Consider the following 24612-nt stretch of genomic DNA (forward strand, 5'->3'; position numbering starts at 1 on the left):
GTTATTTATTGATAATTGAATTAATGGTAACGACAGATTGATTGACCTGCTGGATCGATTCCAGGTATTTTAATTGAATATTCGTGGCAGTCTGCAGGGCAAAAAGATATTCTACATAGGAAATTTCTCCTGTTTTATATCCTAATTGAGCTGCTTTTACAATTTTCTCAGCATTTGGCAGTGCCTGATTGGTGTAATACTCATATTGCTGTATGTCCTGCTGATACTGGCTGAATGCATTTTCCAATTGGGCAGAAAGCTGTTTTTGCTGCATTTTTGCGTTGGTTTCTGCAACCTGTCTTTCATATTCCAATGCCTGAATTCTTGCTTTTGTAGCGCCAAACGTCAATGGAATAGCAACTCCTACTGTTGCCGACTGAAAACGTTTTCCTGCATTATAAAAATTCTCCTGTCCGTTGACGGTATGAAGACCAATAAGGGACTGGTTGGTATATCCTAAACTGAAATCTGGCAGCCCAAGAGACTTTTCCACTTTTTTATTCTTTTCAGCAATTTCCATTTCCTGATAAAAAGCTTTTACAGTGGGATTATTCGCAACAACGGCACTATCCAGCACATTTTCTGCTTTTAAAGGTGCGTATTCTTTGTTAAAAGGAACTTCAATATCTTCGGAAGTATTGATAAGCGTCTTTAGATTTTTGTAGGCGTTATTCAGATAGACTTCATTCTGTCTGAGCAGCAGATCAATTTCTCCTTTCTGGGTTTCTGCGGTACTGATTTCAATTTTCTTGATATCACCTGCTTTGAATCTTACGGTGGCAATTCTTATAAACTCTTCATAATATTTGTCCAGACTGGTAAGCTGAGCTTTATTATACTGCAAATACTCAATCTGGTAATAATAGGTTCGAACCTGTTTTATCAATTCATTGGCCGTAACCTCCTTATCAATCTGCTTGCTTTTGATATTCTCATTGATCAGATCTTTTCTGGCCTTAAATAGTGTGGGAAAAGGAATACTCTGTGATATAGCAAACGACTGGTCAAACTTCGGACTGTTGTATTGCCCGAGCTGGGCTTCAAAGCTTAATTTGGGAAGCTCTTTTGCTGTGGGTCTTAATGCTTCGGCAGATTTAATGCTTAAGTCTTTTGACTGGAGGGTTAAATTATTATTCACTGCCTGCTCAACCGCCTCATCTACAGAAATAGGTCTGGCCTGTGCTTTGAAATTCTGTCCCAGCATCATGAATCCTACAGCAAGCATTGCAGTAAACATTCCTTTATTAGTATTTTTTCTTTTCAAAATTTTTGTGTTAAAAATGATATACAGCATCGGCAAGACGAAAAGGGTAAGGAAAGTAGCTGTCACCAACCCTCCGATTACTACGGTGGCAAGAGGTTTCTGTACTTCTGCACCTGCTCCGGTGGAAATAGCCATTGGCAAAAATCCTAATGAAGCTACTGTAGCGGTCATTAACACGGGTCTTAGTCTGGTTTTCGTACCCTCAAAGACTCTTTTCAGAATATCGGTTTCGCCTTCTTTTTCTAACTGGTTGAATGTTCCTATCAAAACAATTCCGTTCAGCACTGCCACTCCAAAAAGGGCAATAAACCCAATCCCGGCACTGATACTGAATGGCATATCTCTCACTAAAAGCGCAAAGACACCGCCTATTGCACTCATAGGAATCGCGGTAAAGATGAGTGCTGCCTGTTTAAATGAACGGAATGTAAAATACAGGAGCATAAAAATGAGCAGCAACGATACAGGAACAGCAATCATCAGACGTTGACTCGCCTCCTGAAGATTTTCAAACTGCCCTCCGTAGGTAAAGTAGTATCCGGAAGGAAGCTTCATTTTATTCAGTTTTGCCTGAATATCTTTCACCACGCTTTCCACATCACGGTCTTTTACGTTGAATCCGATTACTATTCTTCGCTTGCCCTGCTCGCGGCTGATCTGCGCCGGTCCGAGCTTATAGCTTATATTCGCCACCTGCGAGAGTGGAATCTGAGCTCCGGCAGCAGAAGTGATCATCAGGTTATTCACATCTGAAATATCCGTTCTGTGAAGACTGTCCAGACGAACCACCAGATCAAAACGTCTTTCATTTTCAAAAACCTGTCCTGCAGCTTTTCCTGCAAAAGCTGTACTCACCGCATTGTTGACATCTTCGATATTCAATCCATAATTGGCGATTCTTGTTCTGTCATACTGAACATTAATCTGCGGAAGACCACTCACTCTTTCGATCTGAGGGGCTGTAGCTCCATCAACAGTCTGAATAACCTTTCCCACTTTATCTGCATATACAGCAAGAGAATCCAGATTTTCTCCGAAAATCTTGACCGCAACATCCTGCCTGATCCCGGTCATGAGCTCATTGAAACGCATCTGAATAGGTTGGTTTTTCTCAAAAAACACTCCAGGAATCGTTTCCAGTTTTTCACTGATTTCATCCGCCAGTTCATTATAGGATTTCTTGGTTTTCCATTCACTTTGCGGTTTTAATACCACAATCATATCGGTAGCTTCAGGAGGCATTGGATCGGTAGGAACCTCAGCAGAACCGGTTTTCCCTACTACCATTTTCACCTCATCAAACTGCTTGATCAATCTTGAGGCCTGCATGGAGGTTTCAATACTCTGGCTGAGCGAGCTTCCCTGTGGTAAGATACAGTGAAATGCATAATCTCCTTCCTGCAGCTGAGGAATAAACTCACCACCCATATTTTTAAAAATAAACGCGGAGATAAGAAAAACTACAGCCGTTACAGAAACAATAATATATTTTACTTTAATGGCTTTCTGCAATAATGGCTGGTATATTTTCTGTAAACGGTTCATCATTTTATCCGAAAATGTTTCTTTATGGGAAATTTTCTTAGATAAAAAGAGGGCGCTCATCATCGGGATATAGGTAAGAGATAAAATCAGGGCTCCCAGGATAGCGAATCCTACTGTTTTTGCCATGGGTGTAAACATCTTTCCTTCTACTCCCGCCAGGGTAAGAATAGGAATGTACACAATAAGGATGATAATTTCTCCGAAGGCGGCACTGCTTCTGATCTTTGATGCAGAAAGAAAAACTTCTTCATCCATTTCAGACTGAGTTAAGGCAAGGGCAGATTTCCTTACGCCTAAATGATGGAGGGTAGCCTCAACAATAATCACGGCACCATCCACAATCAACCCGAAGTCTATGGCGCCAAGGCTCATCAGGTTGGCACTTACCCCAAAAACATTCATCATTCCTAATGCAAACAGCAGAGACAACGGAATGGCAGAAGCTACAATAAGCCCGGCCCTCAGATTTCCTAAGAAGATCACAAGAACGAAAATAACAATCAGGGCTCCTTCGATAAGGTTTTTCTGTACGGTACTGATGGCTCTGTCTACAAGGTCTGTTCTGTCCAGGAAAGGTTCAATAATAACATCATCCGGAAGAGATTTCTGAATGGTCGGAATTTTTGCTTTTATATTGCTGACTACTTCATTACTGTTTGCTCCTTTCAGCATCATCACGACTCCGCCTACGGCATCTACTTTTCCGTCGTAGGTTAATGCTCCATAACGAACAGCACTTCCCAGACGGACATCAGCCACGTCTTTGATAAAAATAGGAACGCTTCCTGTTTCGTTTTTAACGGCAATATTTTTAATATCTTCCAAAGAGGTCACCAGACCGATTCCCCGGATAAAATAGGCGTTGGGCTTCTTATCAATATACGCTCCTCCTGTATTTTGGTTGTTTTTTTCAAGGGCTGTAAATATTTCAGTAATACTGGTTCCCATTGCCTTTAAACGGTTGGGATCAATAGCTACCTCGTACTGTTTTAATTCTCCTCCAAAACTGTTGATTTCTGCGACGCCCGGTGTTCCGTTCAGCTGTCTTCGAACGATCCAGTCCTGCATGCTGCGAAGCTCTTTGGCATTGTATTTTTTTTCGCTGCCTTTTTTAGGGTGAAGGATATACTGATAGACTTCCCCAAGCCCTGTACTTACCGGAGCCAGCTCAGGAGTTCCTACTCCTTTCGGAATTTCTTCCACTGCATTTTTCAGCTGTTCATTGATGAGCTGTCTTGCAAAGTACACATCAACATTTTCTTTGAAAACCACAGTAATTACAGAAAGTCCGAATCTTGAAATACTTCTTGTTTCCTGGATATCGGGAACATTGGCAATACTCTGTTCAATAGGAAAAGTAACCAGCTGTTCCACTTCCTGCCCTGCCAGCGTAGGACATACGGTAATGATCTGCACCTGATTGTTGGTAATATCCGGTACAGCATCTATTGGTAATCTGGTGGCGCTCCATGTTCCCCAGATAATCAGCACCAACGTCATCAAACCAATGATCACCTTATTTTTGATACTGAATTTTATGATTTTATCTAACACGATTGATATTTAATTTTTATTGAAAAATGAATGCATACAGCATTAGTATGCTGCAGCAAAAATATCCTGAAACCCTCTGCAATGGTATTGCAAAGTTTCAAGCACAGTTTATTATTAGAAAGCATCACTTTCTAAAAAATCAATAAAAATTAAATTTTAGGAGGCTGCCAGATAGGATCGTAAACCTGGTAAGCAAAGTCGTTTTTGTGAAATAAGATCTTCTTTGAAAAATAAGCCGGAACCAGTTCCGGAATTTCCAACAAAGGATCTATTTTAAATGCTGAAACCGTCATCTGACAGCAGCTGCATGCACACAGCGGAGAACAGATATCTCCTTTTTCTTTTGAATGGTTTTCCTGAACACTAAGAGAAATTATTTTATTCCCGGAATTCTGCGGATGAGATACGTCGGCACATGGCATTAGTGACAGCGCCATGAAATAAATTGCCAATATCCATCTTAAGAGGTTCATTATTGCAAAGGTAGAGATTTTTTCGAAAAATATAGATAATTACGATATCGCCTATTCGCTGATAATGTAATTTTTATTGTAACTCATTTGATCTAATAATGCTTAGTTTAAAAAAAACATTTACAAATAAGATTATTATAATCAAAATAACGCAATTACAAATTTAAGTTAAAAAAAATAGCATAATTAATTATTTTTCATTAAATAAAGTTAATAGTTTGAATAATTTTTTATTATTTAAGCTATTTTTTTATAAATTCGCAACTCGTATTTTATATAAATTGAATCTCATACGACAAGCTTTGTGGCTGTCTATGTATACTGTAACAATAAAAAGATATAAATCTTAATTAATGATTATGAAAACACAATTACTTTCGATTGCTTTATTAGTGTCATCCTTTACAATTGCTCAAACCTGGAATACCACAGGAAATTCAGGAACCAACTCATCAAATAATTTCATAGGAACAACAGATTCCCAATCTCTTATTTTAAAATCTAATAATACAGAGGGAATTCAAATAAAGCCTAACGGGAATGTGGGAATAAACTATTCCTCCCCACAATCACGATTGACTATTTATGAAGGTGGAGGCATAGGATCAAATCATTTTGAATTAAGAACCAATCATCTAAGAAATCCTGACAGATATTTCATGAAAAATATCATTTTCGGGACAGGCACAGAAGATGTTACTTTTTCTTTAAGACAAGATGGGCAGATGTATGTGAATGGAAATGTCGGAATTGGATCTACTAATCCTCAAGCAAAACTCGAAGTTGCTCATGAGATTACTAATGACAAGAATTTTGTAATGGCTCAATTTTTAGGGTCAGGGGCGTCAGGAGGAAGCAATATTGTAAGTATTGGGTTTCATAATAAAGCTAATTTAGAAATAAATTCAGCGTATTCTTCTTCCGGATTGAGATATGGAAATTTTGCAGATTTTAATATTGAAAATGACAGTGATTCCCCAACTTACGGAGCCATTAATTTTATTACCAATAAGAAGATACAAATGGCTATCAGACCTAATGGTAATACTTCTTTGCAAGGTAAATTTGAAGCTAAAGAAGTAAAAGTTACTCTAACTCCTACTGCCGATTTTGTTTTCGATGAGAAATATAATTTACCAACATTAGAAAATATTGAAAAGCATATTAAAGAGAAAAAGCACCTTCCTGAAATTGCTTCCGCAAAAGTTATGGAGAAAGAAGGAGTAAATGTAGGTGAATTCCAAATTAAATTATTACAAAAGATAGAAGAACTTACACTCTACTCTATTGATCAGAATAAGCAAATAAAGGATCAGGCTGCGCAATTAAAACAACTTCAGGATGAAAATAAAACTTTAAAAGCACAATCTGAAAGAATTGAAAAGCTAGAACAACAGGTTCAAAAACTCTTATCAACACAAAAATAACCAGAAATGAAAAAAAAATTATTCTCTCTATCATCCCTGATGATAGGTTTTCTTGGGTTTTCCCAAACCGAAGTTTATTTCAAATATGATGAAGCCGGAAATCAAAGATACAGAGGAATTGACGCTGCTGGTAAAAAGGCTGAAGACATTGTTGCAAAAGAAGCTAAAGTAACAGCCGTTAGCAGACAAGCTCCTGTTATTGATGAAAAAGAATTCCTTAAACAAATACGCTTATACCCTGTTCCTGTTAATGATTATCTTACCATAGACTGGACAGAAGAAGTTGATGGACTCATAGAATCTGTTTCATTGTATCAGCATAGTACCATTCACTGGAAATTTCAACAGCAAAACATCCCCGACTTAAACCGTCAGCTTAAAATCAATATGACAGGTTATGACTGGGGAGTATATGTTTTGCGCTTTACGCTAAAAGACGGTAGAACTTTCAGCAAAAACATCACCAAACGATAATTACCATGAAACTTTACGATAAGAAAATAAAACTATTTTCAGCATTCATACTGTCTCTATGGTCAGTATTAAGCTTATCACAAACTATATTATATCAGACTGAAACCATCAGCCGAACTGTTCAGGATCCACAGACCGTGGTCATGGCTCAGGGATTTCATGCCAAAGCAGATATTTCGAATCCATTTATTGCTAAAATAGGAACTGCAACAGAGAATCCTGGCGGAGGACCAACTGATTCTAATGCCGGCGCTAATAATCCTTCCGGAACGACAGCTCCTGATGGGAAAAGTTTTCATGATACCAAAGGAAATATTGAAGTTAACGGAGCTGGGCAATTGCAGTTTACTTTACCTATAGCCTTACCTCCGGGAGTGAAAAGTGTAGCCCCACAAGTCAACCTTATATATACCAGTGGAACAGGAAACAGTATAGCTGGATATGGCTGGAACTTGTCAGGAATTACCTCTATTTCAAGAGCCGGAAAAACAATTGATAAAGATGCTGAGGCTAAGGGTGTTCAATTGGACTATACAGATCGTTATAGCTTCAATGGTCAAAGATTAATTTTAAGATCAGGAGAATATGGTAAAGATGGTGCAGAATATGTAACAGAAAAATATTCTAATATCAAAATAAAATCTGTTGGATCTATAAACGGACAGGCATGGCAAGGACCTGAATTTTGGGAAGTGACTTTTGAGGACGGATCGCAGGCATGGTATGGAGCAACTACTTCAGGGCTTAGTAGCGCCAGGACACCGATTGAATATAATATTGTGAAATGGAAAGACAATAAAGGTAATTATATCACATATGATTATTTACAAACAGGAGTTTCAAATGTAGCTATTATTTCAAGTATCCAATGGGGAGGAAATGAGATGTTAAATAAACCTAATTTTAACAAAATAGATTTTATCTATATTAATAGAAGCTTAGCTGAGGACTCTTATGTAGGAGGTATTCGTTTCTTACAGACCCAATTATTATCTGAAATTAAAGTCATGTCAAGTGGAAACCCATTTAAACGATATGCAATTAATTATCTAAAAAATGGAACGAATTATGAGATTGTTGATAACATAATAGAGTACAATGCTGATAGCAATACTAATAATAATTTTGCCAATCCCGCATCTTTTACTTATCCAACTCCTACACAGCCTGTTTTAGAATTTTCAAACAATAATGTAGATAGCTTTGAAAATGTAAAGCTGACAGGTGATTTTAACGGTGACGGATATTTGGATTTTTCTCTAAATAATGGTGTGGTGAAGCTTGGAGGACTTAACAATACCTTTACTGATATTTCTCCAGGCAAAACCTTTAATACAGAAGCTAAAGTTGTTAATACATTGCTCGATGAAGAAGGGCAAGTCTATAATGGGAATGGAATTGTTCAATATGAAGGAGGTAAATTAGTAGGCTATATATTCAGAAATAGTGTTTTTGTAAAAGTATTTGAAAAACTAGTGTATGACGAAACCGATTGTACAGCAGAAAATCAACCACCACCGGCAGGTTGTCATGTAGAACAACCATCTTTAAATGAGGGTGATATTAATGGGGACGGTATCTCAGATATATTTTTAACATTAAAAAAAGAAATTTGCCAGTGGGTTTATGATCCTAACTGTGCTAATAAAACATCCAATGACACGGCTAACCGCCCTCCTCCATGCAGTATGCTTGAATGCAATACATATACTATAGCAAGTTTTATTGTTGATTTAAAAAATGCTAATAATCCTTTATCTACATATACTCTAGATTCTGGAATCAATGAAAGTTCTTATTATAAACAACAATATCTGGATATAGATGGGGACAGGAAAGTAGATATTATTAATGTCTCCAATACCGCTTATACTGTTTTTGAATTTATAAAAACAGCTCCTAATCAGTATCTCAAAAAGATAAAATTTACAGGCAATTTAGCCGAAACAAAAGCCCCGGAATTTACAGTATTATTTGGAGACTTCAACGGCGATGGAAACCTTGACTTTACGATCCCAACTACAGATAACAAGGAAAAAGATAACTGGAGGTTTTATATGGGTACTGGAAAAGAGTTTTCCAATATCCTAAAAACTGACTTTTTGAAATATAGAAAACCTGATGATTATCAAAACAGTAATTATCCTACTTTTAATATTTACAGGAATTTTTATACTTCATCAGATATTAATAAAGACGGCAAATCAGACATTGTACACATTAACTCTTTTAACAAAGCTGGTCAGGTAAATTCAAGTGGAGTTATACTTAACAGGTATTATGGCTATACTATTGCCTCCTATACAGCTAATGGAGCTATGGCAAATGGCGATCCTGACTTCTATACCAGTTATACTTATGGAGGATCTAATTATGTAACAGGTACCAGTGAATTTGCTTTATTCTCTCCGATTACTACACAGGTAAAAGTCAACAATAATTATTATGATGTACTATTATTCTGGAAAGAGAGAATGCATAAGCTAAAATCCTCTTCACCCGTTGGAAAATTAGCCCAAGTACAATCCATTACGCAAGGAGGTATCATCACATCAGCAGACTATCTGGAAGTGATTCCGAATGATCCAGCCCTTCCCAATTTCTACCAAAAAGTAAAAAAAGAATATTACCCATATTTTTCATTAAACAGAGCAGACCAGTCCTATGCAGTTTCTCAGCTTAGACAAGAAGGCAGAAAGCAGGATTTCCGATACAGAGGAATGACAGGACATTTACAAGGTAAAGGCATGATGGGATATCATCAGTCTGCCCGCTCGTCATGGTATGCTGATGGATTTGAAAATACTAAAATTTGGTCAGGAGTAGAGATTGATCCTCTTTTTGATGGTGCCCCGGTAAAAGAATGGAGCATCAGAACCTCCAATGAAAACAACATTTTCCCAACAGATATTTCTGAGAACAATACTCAGTTATTAAGCTTTAAATCCACTTTATATGAGTCTTATAAATTGTTGAACGGACAGATAGTAAGTACTCCTGTTTCTGATACAGATAAGCCAAGGATTGTTACAGCGACTGTTCCAAAAAGCACTAAAACAAAAGACTTCCTAATTGGAACATTATCAAACAGTTCTATTATTTATGGAGATTACTATCTTCCAAAACAGACAGTAACCAATGTGAATAATGGCTACGCAGTGACTACTTCTGATTTTGAATACATTCATAATATATCAGCAGCAGGTTCTGATTATTTTGTGGGACGTCCAAAAAGCAAAACAGAAACGCTGCAAGCTTATGGTGATACAAAATCTGCTAAAGAAGAATATGTCTATGAAAACAATCTATTAAAAACCTTAAAAACATGGAATCGGGACAATACAGGGTATTTGCTTGAAACATACAATTATGATGGTTTCGGAAATATTATTCAGAAGACAATCAACAATAGTGTGGACTCCCAAACCCAAACAAACGCTACTCTGTATGATCCTCAGGGAAGGTTTGTTATAAAGAAAACAGATAATTTAGGATTAGAAACAGGCATTGAATATAATGATTGGGGGCAGATAAAAAAGCAAACTGATGCATTAGGAAATACGCTTGTTAATACCTATGATGCTTGGGGGAAATTATTGACCTCTAAAACCAATCTTGAAGGCACAACCACCTATCAATATAACAGAGATAGCGATTCTAATATTACCGTTACCCAGTATGATTCAGATGGAGATATTTCAAAAAAATATACCAATAAGCTGGGACAGGAATATAAAGTCTCTACGAAGGCATTTGGACAGGGACAATTTGTCTCTCAGGAGACAGGGTATGATGTGCTGGGCAGAAAAATAAAAGAGTCTGAGCCTTACTTTGAAGGGCTGAGTCCTAGTCAATTTAATACCATTGTTTATGATGACACAGTTTTTCCTGCTAAAATAACGGCAACTTCATTTAATGGTAAAAAAATAGAGACCTCTGTTTCCGGTTTAACATCTACTGTAAAAGAACTAAATGGATATGGGAGAACAACATCAAAAACTACCGATGCCTTAGGCAATGTAAGTTCTTCCACGGATAAAGGTGGAACAATCCAGTTTACTTACAATGCGGCAGGAGAACAGATAAAGGCACAATATGCTGAAAATATTGTGACTACTAAGTACGACTCCTGGGGTAGAAAATCAGAATTTAACGATCCTTCCAATGGAATCTATAAATATGAGTATGATAGCTTCGGACAACCCAGAAAAACAATCAGTCCAAAAGGAACGAAAGAATTTATCTATAATAACTTAGGTCAGCTTATTTCTCAAAAGGAATTATCCACAACAGACGCAGGACAGGCAACCAATAAATTGATTTCGTATTCATACGATAATAAAGGAAGGCTTGTTTCCAAATCGGGAACATCTAAAGGACAACCGTATAGTTTCAATGTTTCTTATGATCCACAAGGAAGACTCTTATCTTCATCCGAAAGCAGTAATGGGAAATATTTTATCCAGAAAGGAATTACTTACGATGATAAAGCAAGGGTAATTTCTTATGAAAAACAACTCTATTCTTCGGGTGTTCTTACTAAAGTTCAGATTGAAAATGTGTACAGTGCATGGAATGGTGAGTTGTACCAGATTAAAGATAAGTCCGCAGGTAAGATATTATGGGAACTCAAAGAAATCAACGCCAAAGGTCAGGTACTAAAATCCAGACTAGGCGCAACAGATGTTAACAATACTTATGATACGAGTGGTTTCCTGACAAATGTGAATCATTCCTCACAGGTAAAACCAAGTATCCTGCAACTATCCTATTCATTCGATGCAATCAGGAATGAACTCAAGAGCAGAACTACCGGAGGAGATTTTAACATTAATGAATCTTTTGATTATGATGATAATAATCGTTTGGTGAACTGGACGAATCCTGTAACGGGAGTTAAGCCTCAAACTAACAGAAATGTCTATGACATCAAAGGAAGAATTACCCAAAACGATCAGATAGGAACGATCAAGTTTGAAAATTCTGCTAAGATTTACCAAGCTACAGGAATGACATTAAATGCTGCCGGAGAGCAGAATTATAATAATGATTTAATACAAAGCATTACCTACAATGAGAACAATGACCCTGTATTCATTGATGGAATGAAAGGTGATGCAGCCTTCCAGTATGGCTTAACTTCAATGAGACAGAGAGTAACTTATGGAGGTAATTTTAGTTCCGATAGTGATGGTAAGTTTACTAAGTTTTATAGTGAAGATGGAAGCTTTGAAGTGGTAAAAGATAACACCACAGGAAAAGAAAAGCACATTCTTTATATTGGAGGGAATCCTTATGAATCAAATATTGTATATTTAAAAAACTTTGCGGAGAGTAGTGGTTCTTATAAATTTTTGCATAAAGACTATATTGGAAGTATTTTAGCGATCAGTGATGAAGCCGGAAACAAACTGGAACAAAGACATTTTGATGCATGGGGTAATTTCACACATTTACAAATAGGAAATGGGACAATCGTCACTGATAAAAATATAATTGACGATGCTTCGTTATTATTGGAAAGAGGCTATACTAGTCATGAGCATTTTTCAGAGGTAGGAATCATCCATATGAATGGTAGGCTGTATGATCCTTTATTGAGAAGATTCTTAAATGCAGATGAAAATATTCAGGATCCTTACAATACCCAAAACTATAACAAGTATGGGTACGTATTGAATAATCCTCTGATGTTTAATGATCCAAGTGGAGAGTTTTGGGTTGCCGGATTCTTTTTAACTTATTTAGCCCCAATTATTTGGGGAGTAGCAGTAGGAACACTGATCAGTGCAGGGATGTATGCAATACAGGCACTGGTCATGAATAGCTGGTCATGGAATGGCTTTGCCAATGCGCTGTTAATGGGCGCAGTCACAGGAGGAGTCTCCGGTGGACTGGGACAGGTATTCAGTGCCAGTGGTTTCTGGGGGTCTGTAGGAAGTAGTGCCTTCACTGGAGCAGGAACAGGAGGTGTAACAGCTTTACTTACCGGACAAAACTTTCTTGAGGGAGTAATAAAAGGTGCTGTCATTGGTGGGGCTGTAGCAGGAATATCTTATTATGGCGCTAAATTCTTTTCAACACCTAATGATTATCAAGGTCAAACAGTAGACGTATTAGATACCGAGTCTGAAAGAATTTATGGTACTCCTGTTGAACATAGTTCGGATCAGGTTTTAAAAGTTATAAATAAAGAATATAAAGGAGCATTACCTACTAATGCGAGTGTCCTTGCATTACATGATGCAGATGACCTCCCTCAATATTTGAAAGATAAAGGATATACCTTTGATGGCACGGTTCTGAGAAATGGCGATAAACAAGAAGTTTTGGCAACTACAACCCCATTCTATAAAAATAAATATATGCGATATGTCTTTGCTCCCAATGTGTCAAGATCTTACCAGCAGTTAGTAAAGACTACAGGACATGAGCTATTGCATGGAACTTTTTTCTCAAAAGGTATAGGCTCATTTGATATGGTGATTCCGAATTGGGGAATTACAGCATTCCCTGATGAATTGACAAACCACCATGGTGTAATCTCTGTATGGGAAGATAAGTTTTTGAAGTATAAAGGATGGCAAAATCTCCCAATTAATAAATTACCTCTAATTAATTTGGACAGATTAATGCCTGCATCTCCAGGGCATATATTTCAAAAAGACTTGATGCTTAAAATTATGAACAACTTTTTTAATAAATCCAAATGAAAAAATATATAATGATATTCCTATTGATTTTTTTATTCTCCTGTTCAAAGAAACAGGAAGGAAGAAAGGATACCGTTACATTGGAATATAAATACAATTTGAATAAAAAAGAATATTATTTAATATTTTCAAATAAGACGAATGAAAATTTAACCATTTTAGTACCTAATGAGCTAGCTTTTGTTTTATATTACAAGACAGATGAAGAAGACACAAAGAATATATTGGAAAATGTTGAAAGAGTAATTCATTGTAATATCAAAAATCGCTCTCCTTCAAAATCTGCTATGATTCTAAAAAAAAGCTATTTTAGCTATTTTCATGAAAATGATTCAAAATATGAATTTACTGCTGTTGATTTAAAATGTAACGAGAAAAAAGAAATTTTATATGATATTCTGGTGAATAAAAAGACCAATTTCGGTCATGGAAATTTATATAAACAGTATATTCCCAAAATGAGGGATTTATTAAATCAGAAATATTTCGTAGGTGTCATTAATCAATATTTAGAATTTAATGAACATAGCTATAAATTATATTTGGAGGATTTTTATGTTAGAGATAGTCTAATTATAAAGCCGTAATATTTTAATATTTCTCAAATTCCTGTATCAATTGATGCAGGAATTTTTCATTCTAATTTTTACTGTATTAAAACAACAACTTCCAATAAGTTCTGGGTAGGATGAATAAATTCTCAAAATCAACCTACGAACAGGCCTATTTTAAGACTGTTTTTATTTTCTGAGCATCATTTCCTTGTAAGTTCTATTTTCGTATAAAAGAAGGGCGGTAAAAGAGCTATAAGACCTGAGTGAGATCAAGAAACTATAACCAAGCTAATTTCAAGAAACAAAAAGATAACAAAAGGAAAGAAAAATCTTAGAATCAAAAAAGATTTTCGAAATTCCCCCTGCTAGCGCGAGCGTCTCGCTCGTGATTTCAAATAATCAGAAGCCACTACTGAAAAGCAGTGGCTTTTCCTCTAATCTAAAATTATATATTTGTAATAGATAGACACGAGCGAGACGCTCGCGTCAACAGGGGGGGGGCAAATATTAGACCTGCCCAAACACCAGCAGGAATGCGATATGATTTTCAGCAATTAGAGTATTATAAACGTGGATATAATCCGTCTCAACATCTTTGGGGTCCTAAATAAGTAGATTATGAAAATTAAAAAAATTCTTACGATAGTATTATTTGCTTCAATAGTAGGAGCAGGTTTAAAATATCTTGATTTATGTATTTCTGAAAAATACGAAACACAGTTAGAAGGATTAAATCCAACGAAAGAGCAAATCAAATCTGCGGAAGAACTAAAAAGTAAAATTGATAGACATAAAAAAATTGCACTTTCTATAATTGCATTATCATTGATCTCTATTTATCCTATATCCTTAATAAAGAAATGATAAAAAAAGTTATAATTATTTCGCAATAATAATTTTGTTAGCATCATTTTCAGCCTTATTATATTTTATAATTGGAGCTGTAGCTATGGATAAGGGAGTTGGAAAACTTCATTATTCCAATTCCTTAAAAGAGGCAGAGAAAGAAAAAACATTAATTAATAAGTATTTTGTTTATGATGTAAATGGAAAAGAAACTAGTAATGCATGGCTTGAATATGCGAGAAGCTATAATGTTTTTAACAACAAGAAAATCAAACAAAATAAAATATCTTTGAGAATAACAACGGTGAAAGAATTTGAAGGAATTAAAGATGTTTATTGGGAAGCTTTTTTCAAAAATAAAAAATTAACAGCTTTTGAAGACAAAGGAATTATCAGTGGGGTTGGGGTAGAGAAAACTATGGATACTATAATACTAAAGCCTAATAGAGAAAAAGTCTTTTATGTTGTATTGGACAAATAATAACTACTTTAATAAATTATGAACAAAATGTTATTTATATTTCTTTTTCTTATTTCAAACTATTACTTTGGACAAAATGACCTCGAAATAAGAATTTTAAATGATACGATAAAAAAGGTTTCTTATTTTGATCAAAATAATATTATATACACAATTACTAATAATTCAGAAAAAAACTATTTATTGGTGTTGGATAATTTGGAATTCAATGAAGATCCTGAATATGAAGTAGAACCTTTTTTCATTGGATTGCCAGACTATTATCTCTATGAAAAAAATACACGCTTATCACCAATGTTTTCTTTTGGAGCCAGTAGTACCAATAGTTATCCTCAATTTGATCTAACCTCAATAGAATTTCAAAAATTTAGAAAACAGTTTCAAAAAGAATACGATGAATACGAGATGAAGATTGCGTATAGAATTTCAAAAAAAATTATCATCATAAAATCTAAAGAAAAGAAAACCTTTGGTACTAAAGTTAATTTTCCAAGCTATATGGGCAGATATTTTAATATGGAGAATTCCAAAGATTATTATTTCCAGGTAAGTTTACAAAACCCACAGGAGATAATGTCCAAATATTACAGCGTACTACATAATAAAGATAAGGAACAACAGTTTACCATATTTACTGGACAAATATATTCAAATAAAATCCCGTTAGTTTATAAAGTTTACAATAATCCATAACTCAATCCCCCGAATAATCGGGGGATTTTTATTTCACAAAAAAACCACCGCAAAAGCAGTGGCTAAAAATCAAATCTAATTATAAGTATGTCTCCTTATAAGTTCGGGTTGTTTTCAGATTCTCTCTGTGGAATACTGAATAAATAATAATTACTGTTGGGTGTGAAAGCAGATTTATCCGGGAAATCAAGAACAGAATGTCCTCTGCCATCTACTGTTTTTACCGTTCCGTCCGGTGTAGTGATCTGAACTTTTATCGGCTTACCCTCTGCATCTACAAATGGTTTTCTTACTACTGTTCCCTGCGTTCTGATAATATCTGAAAGAGAAAATCCTTCTCCGAACAATTCTTTTCTTCTTTCAATCAAAACAGCATCTATTACCGCATTCTGTGACAATGAGCCACTGTAAACATTAGCATTTCTGGCAGATTTTAGTTGATTCAGAACGGCTACTGCCTGAGAGACATTTCCGTTTCTGGCTTCGGCTTCGGCTTCAATCAGATACATTTCTGCTGCTCTCATATAGACAATATCTGCAATAAGGGTTGGTTTGAATTTAAACTTGGCATACCTCAGCAATCCTTCTCTTCCTTTCTGGCCATCCCATGAAAACAATTGGAATCTGATATCACTAGCATCAAAAAGATCTTTAAAATAAGGATCAGCCATAAAGCTATAATAAAAACTTCCTGATGAAGACACATCAAGATAATGGAACGCATAACTTTCATCAGACTGTTCCTGCGTCTGTGCATGTCCCCAGATCCATTCCGCATTATTGATGTCATTAAAGCCATCTTTATATTTTTCCGGGGCCATCAGAGGGAAGCCTTCTCTGGCAATTTTAGCTGATGCTGATGCTTTACTCCATTCACCGGTATTCAGATAGGTTCTTGCCAAAAGACCGTTCACAACAGAACGGTTGATCTTGTCTTTATTATTTCTTGTATAATTTTTCAGCAGATTATCTGCATCGGTAAGATCATTCTTAATTAAAGTATAAATTTCTTCCAGGCTTGCTTTTTTCTTTCCAGCTGTACTTGTCGTAGAAGGTTCTGTATAAATCGGAGCCGTCAACGCGGACTTATCTTTAAGATAGCTGAACTGATAAAAACTCGCCAGATTCAGATAACAGAAAGCCCGTAATGCTTTGGCCTGTCCTTTCACCTGATTTTTTTTCTCCTGGCTGCCTTCCGTTCCATCAATTCTTGTAATCACATTGTTCATATTATTGATAGTGGAATATAACAGAGACCAGATAAATAGCGGACGGCTTGATGTACTGTTCACCATTTCTGTAAAGGCATAGGTAGAAGCAAAACCATATTTATTGGTCAAAACCGCCACATCACTTCCCATGGCATCGCTGGCTCTTAAAACCGTAGAATATCCGATATTGGCATATGTTGTCCCATCGTTATTAAATTTTGCCCAGGTACCATTGACTACGGTTTCTGCACTTTCGGCGGTTTTGAAAACCTCCACACTGTTAGCCTGGTCCGTTGGCGCCGTGTCCAGATCATTTTCACAGCTTGCGAGCGACAAAAATCCGATGATTGCAAACGATATATATTGTAATTTTTTCATTGTTTCAATTTTAAAAGGTTAAAGCGTTGCCTGAAGACCAAAAGTAACTGTTCTCATCGCAGGATATCTGTAATAGGTGGTCCCGTCCAAAGCCTGTTCAGGATCCATCCCTTTATGTTTATAGAAGGTCAGAAGGTTTTCTGCCTGAATATAAATTCTGAACTTTTTCAATCCTATTTTCTCAAAATAAGCTTCAGGAAGTGTATATCCTATGCTTACATTTTTAAGTCTTGCATACGTTCCGGAATATAAAAATCTAGAAGATGTAGAAGTCCAGTTATTCGTTGTGGTGCTCAATCCCGGAACGTCTGTATTGGGATTATCGGGAGTCCATCTGTTCAGCATTTCAGCACTCCATGCACGTCCACCAGCACTTCCGTTATGCATGATAGAAGTATAGTCATTATCCAGAATCTTACCTCCTATTTTGAAAGTCAGTAATCCTGAAAAATCAAAATTCTTATAGTTGATGCTGGTACTGATCCCTCCCGTCAGCTTAGGCAGTGCAGATCCCTGCAACAATTTTGTAGCTTTAGAATATTCAGAGGTAGTTCCTTCCACTGAGTTTCCGTTAGCATCCGTTGTAACTGTTTTCCATAATGGTTTTCCATTGTTTGGATCTACCCCAGCCCATTCCGGGATAAAGAAATCGTACACCGACCCTCCCACGGTTAATAATTTGGTTCCTACAACAAGAGAACCTCCTGGTAATTTGGTTACTTTATTGTTTAAAGTACTCAGGTTTACATCCACATTCCATTGGAAATCATCAGTTTTAACAGGAGTGGTGAATAATGAGAATTCAAATCCTGTATTCTGAATGGTTCCGATATTTGCGGGATAATCACTGATTCCCAATGAAGGAGCGACCGGCATATTAAACAGAAGATCCTGGCTTTTTCTTTTAAAGTATTCGATATTACCTTTAATCCTGTTATTCAGAACTGCGAACTCCAATCCTACGTTTAAATTAAGGTTGGTTTCCCACTTCACATTATTGGTTGATGTTTTTTCAAGTGTTGTCCCCGGCTCACCTCCAAGACTGATAAACCTGTATAACTCCTGATACGCATAATAAAGCGGCTGTCCGTTTGGCCTAAGCAATTTATCATTCCCTTGACCTCCGTAGCTGGCACGCAATGTCAACTGATTGAAGGCATTTAGATTTTTAACAAATTCTTCATTGGAAATCTTCCATGAACCTCCTACCGACCAGAATCTTCCCCATCTGTTATCCTTCTCAAATCTTGAAGAACTGTCCGCTCTTCCTGAAGCAGAAAGGAAATAGGTATTATTATAATCATATTCTACTTTTCCGAGAAAACTTAACAGGCTTAATTTATTACTGTTCCCGCTGAAGCTTCCTAATAGAGAAGCAGCATCCGGCTCATAGTAATAGGGAAGTGAAAACTGACTTCTTGTTCCGGAAATCGTCTGATAATCGTATTTGTAGAATTCGTGTCCTGCCAAAGCATTGATGTGATGTTTCCCGAATTTCTTATCGTAGGTAAGTATATTACTTGTGGTATAAGAAAGTGTTCTGGTATTGGTTTTCGTTACCGAACCTCCCGTTTCTGCGCCTTGTCCCAATAATGGATTTGAATAATAATGACCGTTATAATTCACCAAATCAACAGAGAAGCTTGTTCTGAATTTCAGTTCCGGTAAGAAAGTAAATTCCATGAAACCTTTTCCTGAAAAATTATCTTCCTTATTATCGTTTTTATCTAAAGGCAATGTTGCTGCTGCATTCTGATTCTGAAGAGCATTCGTAGGTCTGTATTTTCCAAAATCATAAATCGGATTTCCATCAGCACCCAAAATATAAGTACCGTCCGGATTTCTTTCATAATAAGGATAGAATGAAGGAATAAATCTTGCTGCATTAATGATATTGCTTGCTTTCGAGTCTGAAGAAGTCGGCGCCTGCTGAATGCTGTTGGTATAATTTAAATTGACCCCTACGTTTAACCATTTTTTCACTTCAGAATTAATTTTTAAACGGGTATTATACCTTTTATACCCGGACTCAATCGCCATTCCTTTATCGTCAAGATATCCGAGAGAGAAGAAGTAATTGCTTTTTTCACTTCCTCCGCTGATATCGAGATCTACCTGGTTTCTTGAAGCTACTCTTTGTAAAATATCTCTCCAGTCATCTTTCCAGAGTGCTGATGCACCTGGTAAAAGCTTTCCATCTGTTCCTACCGGTTTTGGATAAGCTGTTCCGTAAGGATTAATTCCCAGTGATGAAACAAGATTGTCTGTCGCCATCTGAGCAGCCTGCTGGGCATTCACTTTGCCGGACTGATATCCATTTCGCAATGCTTCCCAATATAACTGAAAGTATTGGTCGGTACTAATCTGTTCATAATCTTTTACGGCTCTTCCGGAGAATCCCTGACTGATATTAAAATTGACTTTAGCTTCTCCTTTTTTACCTGATTTTGTAGTGATGATAATAATCCCGTTAGCTCCTCTTGAACCATACAAAGCACTTGCTGTTGCATCTTTCAGAACGCTAATGGACTCAATATCACTCGGGCTGATAGCATTCAGGTTTCCGTCAAAAGGAATTCCGTCTACAACATATAAAGGGTCGCTGGAAGCACTGATAGAACCAATTCCCCTGATTCTTATCGTAGAAACTGCTCCTGGCTGCCCGGATGCGCTGGTGGTTTGAATTCCGGCCACCTGACCTTCCAACGCTTTAGTAATGTTGGTTACTGGTCTGTTATTGATCTTATCACTGGAAATTGTGGCCACGGAACCGGTATAACTGTTTCTTTTAGCCTTTCCGTAAGCTACCACAACTACTTCATCAATCTCCTTTTCCCGAAGACTATCTTTTTGGGGCTTTGAATTTTGCGCATTTGCAGTGGTAATGCCAAAGAAAAATGCTGCAACCGGAGGTATCCAGGCTTTTGAATTCAGTAAACTTTTGCTAATCATAATCCATTTTATTTATCATATATTAAAATTTTACCCTTTGCAGAAAAGTCAGCAAAGGGCACCGATAAATACGATAAACCAAATGCTTATTTTTCCTAAAAAGGCTGAATGTAACACCTTGCCCAACGGGTAGGTTGTTAAGATTTCACAGGGTCAGTTCCCTCCATCTTTCTGTATAAGCCGATCGAAATATGGTTGCAAAGCTAAAAACTTTTAGTCTACAAAACAAGTAGACTTATTTGTTTTTCATGATAATTTTTCAAAAATTAACGTAATTTTTTAATAAAACACGCAACAATAAACAGTTACAGAGCTTATCGTTTTCTCAGACATGATAAATATCATTATCAATAATTCAATAAGCATTAAAACTGATCAGTAATGAAATTTTTTACGTTTAATTGAAAAAAGTTTTTAATTTTATGGTATGAAAGTTTTGATCATCAATGGCCCTAACCTCAATTTATTAGGAACGCGAGAGCCGGAAATCTATGGAAATGTATCTATGGAAAATTATTTGGAAAATCTAAAGTCCGAATTCCAGGCTCATGAATTAATATATTATCAGTCTAATATTGAAGGAGAGCTTATCAACAGACTTCAGGAGGATGATTTTGATGCGGTAGTGATCAATCCCGGAGCTTTCACCCATTATTCTTATGCAATTGCTGATTGTTTAAAAAATATTCGTAAGCCCAAAGTAGAAGTTCACATTAGTAACATCTACAAAAGAGAAGAATTCCGACAGAAATCTGTAACAGCAGCTAATACGGATGCGGTTTTGTCTGGTTTTGGAATGAATGGGTATAGATTGGCTTTATTGAGTTTAAAATAAATCAGTTGTTTATTTTACCACAGATTGCACAGATTTTCACAGATGTATGTGGATAATTAGAACATAATTTATGAAGATAAAGGACAAAATCTACTGCACAGGCATTGGGGTATATTCGGGGCAATTAACGAAAAAAAAATCTTATATTGTTGAAGAAATAGATACTGAAAATGTAAAAGTTCAGAATGATGAAGGAAAACTAAGGTGGTATTCACAATTTTTTTTTAGCGCAGACAATGAACCGGAAATAACTTCTATTAACATAGATGATCCAATAGAAAATATTGAATCTGATGCCATAGAAGTAACCATTACCTTTTCCAACAAAGTAAAATACTGGATGACTTTTACTACTCCAAAGTATTTAGATAAGATATTGGACGAAGAATCTTACTTTTCTTCAAAACATTTTATGATCATAAAACATTTAACTGAAGAATCAATCAAATCAACAGTCTTAAAACTTGACGAACAGGATGAATTGATTGAAAACTGTCAAAAATATTAATAAAAAACCTCATCAATGATGAGGCTTTTTTATATGTTGATGGGTAACTATTAGATTGTTTGTTCCTGCAGTTGAGGTCCTGAAGCTACTAATTTCTTACCTTCTTCAGTATCACAGTACTGCTCAAAGTTTTTAATGTATCTTGAAGCAAGATCTTTTGCTTTTTCTTCCCATTCTGAAGCATTTTCATATGTATCTCTAGGATCTAAAATACCTGAAGAAACGTTTGGCAATTCAGTAGGAATTTCAAGATTCATAATTGGAACCTGAGTCTTTGGAGCATTGTCAATAGATCCGTCAATGATGGCATCGATAATCGCTCTTGTATCTTTCAGAGAAATTCTTTTTCCGGTACCGTTCCAACCTGTATTTACCAGATAGGCTTTTGCTCCGTGTTCCTGCATTTTCCCGATCAATGTTTTAGAATACATTGTTGGGTGCAATGTAAGGAATGCTTCACCGAATGCAGGTGAGAAAGATGGCTGAGGTTCTGTAATTCCCCTTTCAGTTCCGGCTAATTTTGAAGTATAACCGCAAAGGAAATGGTACTGAGCCTGATCTTCATTCAGGATAGAAACCGGAGGAAGTACTCCGAATGCATCTGCTGAAAGATATACAATCTTTTTAGCATGACCTGCTTTAGAAGGCAGTACAATTTTGTTGATATGGTAAATTGGATAAGAAACTCTTGTGTTTTCTGTGATAGATCCGTCTGTATAATCTGCTACTCCATTGTTCACAACAACGTTTTCAAGAAGTGCATCTCTTTTGATCGCTCTATAAATATCCGGTTCTTTTTCTTCTGATAAGTCAATAACTTTGGCGTAGCATCCTCCCTCATAGTTGAATACTCCGTTGTTATCCCATCCGTGCTCATCGTCACCGATAAGATATCTTTTAGGATCTGCTGATAAAGTAGTTTTACCTGTTCCAGAAAGGCCGAAAAATAAAGCAACATCTCCTTTTTCTCCTACGTTTGCAGAGCAGTGCATAGAAGCCATACCTTTTAATGGAAGGTAATAGTTCATCATGGCAAACATCCCTTTCTTCATCTCACCTCCGTACCATGTACCTCCGATGATCTGTAGTTTTTCAGTAAGGTTGAACATGATAAAGTTTTCAGAGTTTAATCCCTGAGCTTCCCAGTTCGGGTTGGTAGTTTTTGATCCGTTGACTACGGTGAAATCCGGCTCACCGAAATTCTCCAGTTCGTAGTGAGAAGGACGGATAAACATGTTGGTCACGAAATGTGCCTGCCATGCAACTTCAACGATAAATCTTACTTTAAGTCTTGTATCTGCATTTGTTCCACAGAATGCATCTACTACATAGATTTTCTTAGCTTCAGAAAGCTGGTTCATCACTAGTTCCTTACAAGAACCGAAAATTTCTGCGGTTGTAGGTAAGTTTACTTTACCATCCCAGAAAATTGTATCTCTTGTAACATCATCCTGAACAATATATCTGTCTTTAGGTGAACGACCTGTGAAAATTCCTGTTTTTACTGATACTGCGCCAGACTCTGTAAGCTCAGCCTGCTCAAACCCCTGATTTTCAGGAGAAACCTCAGCCTGATATAATTCTTCGTAAGAAGGATTATACACTACTTCATAGTTTCCTTTAATCCCTAATTTCTCTAAATCCTGGATGATTTTAGTGTTTTTCATTTTACTTATATTTTCTATTTCTTTATTGACTTCAACAAAAATAATATTAATTATTTGTTAAAGGTGGTTTAAATATACTGATATAAGTCAGAATGACAAATAAAAAAACGGGTTCGTAATTATCTGATTACAAACCAATTATATTTTGCCATTCAAAAATAGTTGTAAAACCTTTCTCCCAAAAATAGTTCTTATAGTCCCCAAATTTGGCACTCATTACAAAATCTCCACCCCATGCGCCTAAACTTTTGACAAAAGAAGGGCAATCTGAGAATAATTTTTCTTTAACTGTCGATATTTCAAGAAAATCCGCAATTTTATGCTCATGAATCATCATTAATTCGGAAAATTTTTCCAATTCATTGCATAACAATATTTTTTTTGTGAGATTTGAAAATTCATCCACCAGTTCCGGAGACTTCTTTTTGGACTTGTAAAAACTGATTCCCTCTCTACTGTCCTGCTTCTGATTTAAGTGGATAAAAATCAGCTCATTTTTAAAAGAAGGACTGAAATTAACCTTCTCATATTTTATGTCTGGTTTACTTTGAAAAAGGATGGCAGATTTTTCCTTCGCCACGGCGATATCATATCCGCTGCCTCCCAAACTGATTGTATTAAGATAAAAAGGATCTATTTCCGCCCATTCTGCCAGATTATTCATCAGGGTAGAACTGCTCCCCAATCCATAATTTGCAGGAAACTGAAGGTTTGTTTTTAAATGATAAGTAAGATCAGTTTTGAATTTACTGTTAGAAAGCTGCTGAACATTCTTTAATGTTTTGGTAATGAATTCAGCACTTGATGGAAGGTTGGTCTCTAAGATCTGCCAGTTTTTATAATCAATGACAGCTCTTAACCATAATGTATTCTGATGATAGGCTTCCCAAAGAATAAGTGACTTTCCATCTTTTATTTCTTCAAAGAAAAACTCTTGTCCCAGCCTGGTAGGTACCGCTAAGACAAGAGCTCCATCTATTGCGAAATATTCTGAAGTAAGCATAAGCTTTCCCGGTGAAAATATCGCGCTCATATTT

General features: G+C 36.2%; 15 protein-coding genes and 1 riboswitch. Of the genes, 9 read left to right on the forward strand and 6 right to left on the reverse strand.

Going from position 1 to position 24612, the window contains the following annotated elements; genetic code table 11:
* Position 1: 1 nt before the first annotated feature.
* Together BLW74_RS12470 and BLW74_RS12475 are read right to left on the reverse strand one after the other, a co-directional pair.
* Positions 2–4363 carry a CusA/CzcA family heavy metal efflux RND transporter gene (locus BLW74_RS12470; protein WP_089692742.1) on the reverse strand — a complete coding sequence of 1454 codons (4362 nt, stop codon included), beginning with the start codon at positions 4361–4363 and terminating at the stop codon, positions 2–4.
* A gap of 149 nt (positions 4364–4512) precedes the next feature.
* A complete protein-coding gene (locus tag BLW74_RS12475; RefSeq protein WP_089692743.1) occupies positions 4513–4836 on the reverse strand; it encodes a DUF6660 family protein in 324 nt (107 codons plus the stop codon).
* Between the two features lie 359 nt (positions 4837–5195).
* On the opposite strand from BLW74_RS12475, the gene BLW74_RS22695 reads away from it, so the two are divergent.
* From BLW74_RS22695 to BLW74_RS12515, 7 genes are all read left to right on the forward strand, one after another.
* On the forward strand, positions 5196–6263 hold the full coding sequence (locus tag BLW74_RS22695) for a hypothetical protein (protein WP_228424884.1): 1068 nt from the start codon (positions 5196–5198) through the stop codon (positions 6261–6263).
* A 6-nt stretch (positions 6264–6269) separates the two neighbouring features.
* Positions 6270–6737, forward strand: a complete 468-nt coding sequence (locus tag BLW74_RS12485; RefSeq protein ID WP_167358422.1) for a hypothetical protein — start codon at positions 6270–6272, stop codon at positions 6735–6737.
* Positions 6738–6742: 5 nt separating this feature from the next.
* Positions 6743–13450: an RHS repeat-associated core domain-containing protein gene (locus BLW74_RS12495; RefSeq protein WP_228424886.1), complete on the forward strand. Its 6708-nt coding sequence runs from the start codon at positions 6743–6745 to the stop codon at positions 13448–13450.
* Complete coding sequence (locus BLW74_RS12500) at positions 13447–14037, forward strand: hypothetical protein (protein ID WP_089692744.1); 591 nt, start codon at positions 13447–13449, stop codon at positions 14035–14037. The genes BLW74_RS12495 and BLW74_RS12500 overlap by 4 nt, the downstream gene beginning before the upstream one ends.
* Before the next feature lie 585 nt (positions 14038–14622).
* The gene (locus tag BLW74_RS12505; RefSeq protein WP_089692745.1) at positions 14623–14868 is read left to right on the forward strand and encodes a hypothetical protein; all 246 of its coding nucleotides are present in this window, start codon (positions 14623–14625) and stop codon (positions 14866–14868) included.
* A gap of 34 nt (positions 14869–14902) precedes the next feature.
* Positions 14903–15331 carry a hypothetical protein gene (locus tag BLW74_RS12510; RefSeq protein WP_139265738.1) on the forward strand — a complete coding sequence of 143 codons (429 nt, stop codon included), beginning with the start codon at positions 14903–14905 and terminating at the stop codon, positions 15329–15331.
* 18 nt (positions 15332–15349) lie between these two features.
* Complete coding sequence (locus BLW74_RS12515) at positions 15350–16024, forward strand: hypothetical protein (RefSeq protein ID WP_089692747.1); 675 nt, start codon at positions 15350–15352, stop codon at positions 16022–16024.
* Between the two features lie 95 nt (positions 16025–16119).
* On the opposite strand, the gene BLW74_RS12520 is transcribed toward BLW74_RS12515, so the two are convergent.
* On the reverse strand, positions 16120–17613 hold the full coding sequence (locus BLW74_RS12520) for a RagB/SusD family nutrient uptake outer membrane protein (RefSeq protein ID WP_089692748.1): 1494 nt from the start codon (positions 17611–17613) through the stop codon (positions 16120–16122).
* An 18-nt stretch (positions 17614–17631) separates the two neighbouring features.
* Entirely contained in the window at positions 17632–20565 is a 2934-nt protein-coding gene (locus BLW74_RS12525) for a SusC/RagA family TonB-linked outer membrane protein (protein ID WP_089692749.1), read from the reverse strand.
* 83 nt (positions 20566–20648) lie between these two features.
* Positions 20649–20747: riboswitch (SAM riboswitch) on the reverse strand.
* Positions 20748–20992: 245 nt separating this feature from the next.
* Between BLW74_RS12525 and BLW74_RS12530 the strand changes: the two genes are divergently transcribed.
* Both BLW74_RS12530 and BLW74_RS12535 read left to right on the forward strand, forming a co-directional pair.
* Entirely contained in the window at positions 20993–21400 is a 408-nt protein-coding gene (locus BLW74_RS12530) for a type II 3-dehydroquinate dehydratase (RefSeq protein WP_089692750.1), read from the forward strand.
* 70 nt (positions 21401–21470) lie between these two features.
* Positions 21471–21908: a hypothetical protein gene (locus tag BLW74_RS12535; protein ID WP_089692751.1), complete on the forward strand. Its 438-nt coding sequence runs from the start codon at positions 21471–21473 to the stop codon at positions 21906–21908.
* A gap of 50 nt (positions 21909–21958) precedes the next feature.
* On the opposite strand, the gene pckA is transcribed toward BLW74_RS12535, so the two are convergent.
* Complete coding sequence (gene pckA / locus BLW74_RS12540) at positions 21959–23575, reverse strand: phosphoenolpyruvate carboxykinase (ATP) (RefSeq protein WP_089692752.1); 1617 nt, start codon at positions 23573–23575, stop codon at positions 21959–21961.
* Between the two features lie 127 nt (positions 23576–23702).
* Positions 23703–24608, reverse strand: coding sequence for a GYDIA family GHMP kinase (locus BLW74_RS12545; protein ID WP_089692753.1), 906 nt, complete (start codon positions 24606–24608; stop codon positions 23703–23705).
* Positions 24609–24612: the final 4 nt, after the last annotated feature.

Source organism: Chryseobacterium culicis (genome assembly GCF_900108365.1).
GTDB lineage: Bacteria > Bacteroidota > Bacteroidia > Flavobacteriales > Weeksellaceae > Chryseobacterium > Chryseobacterium culicis.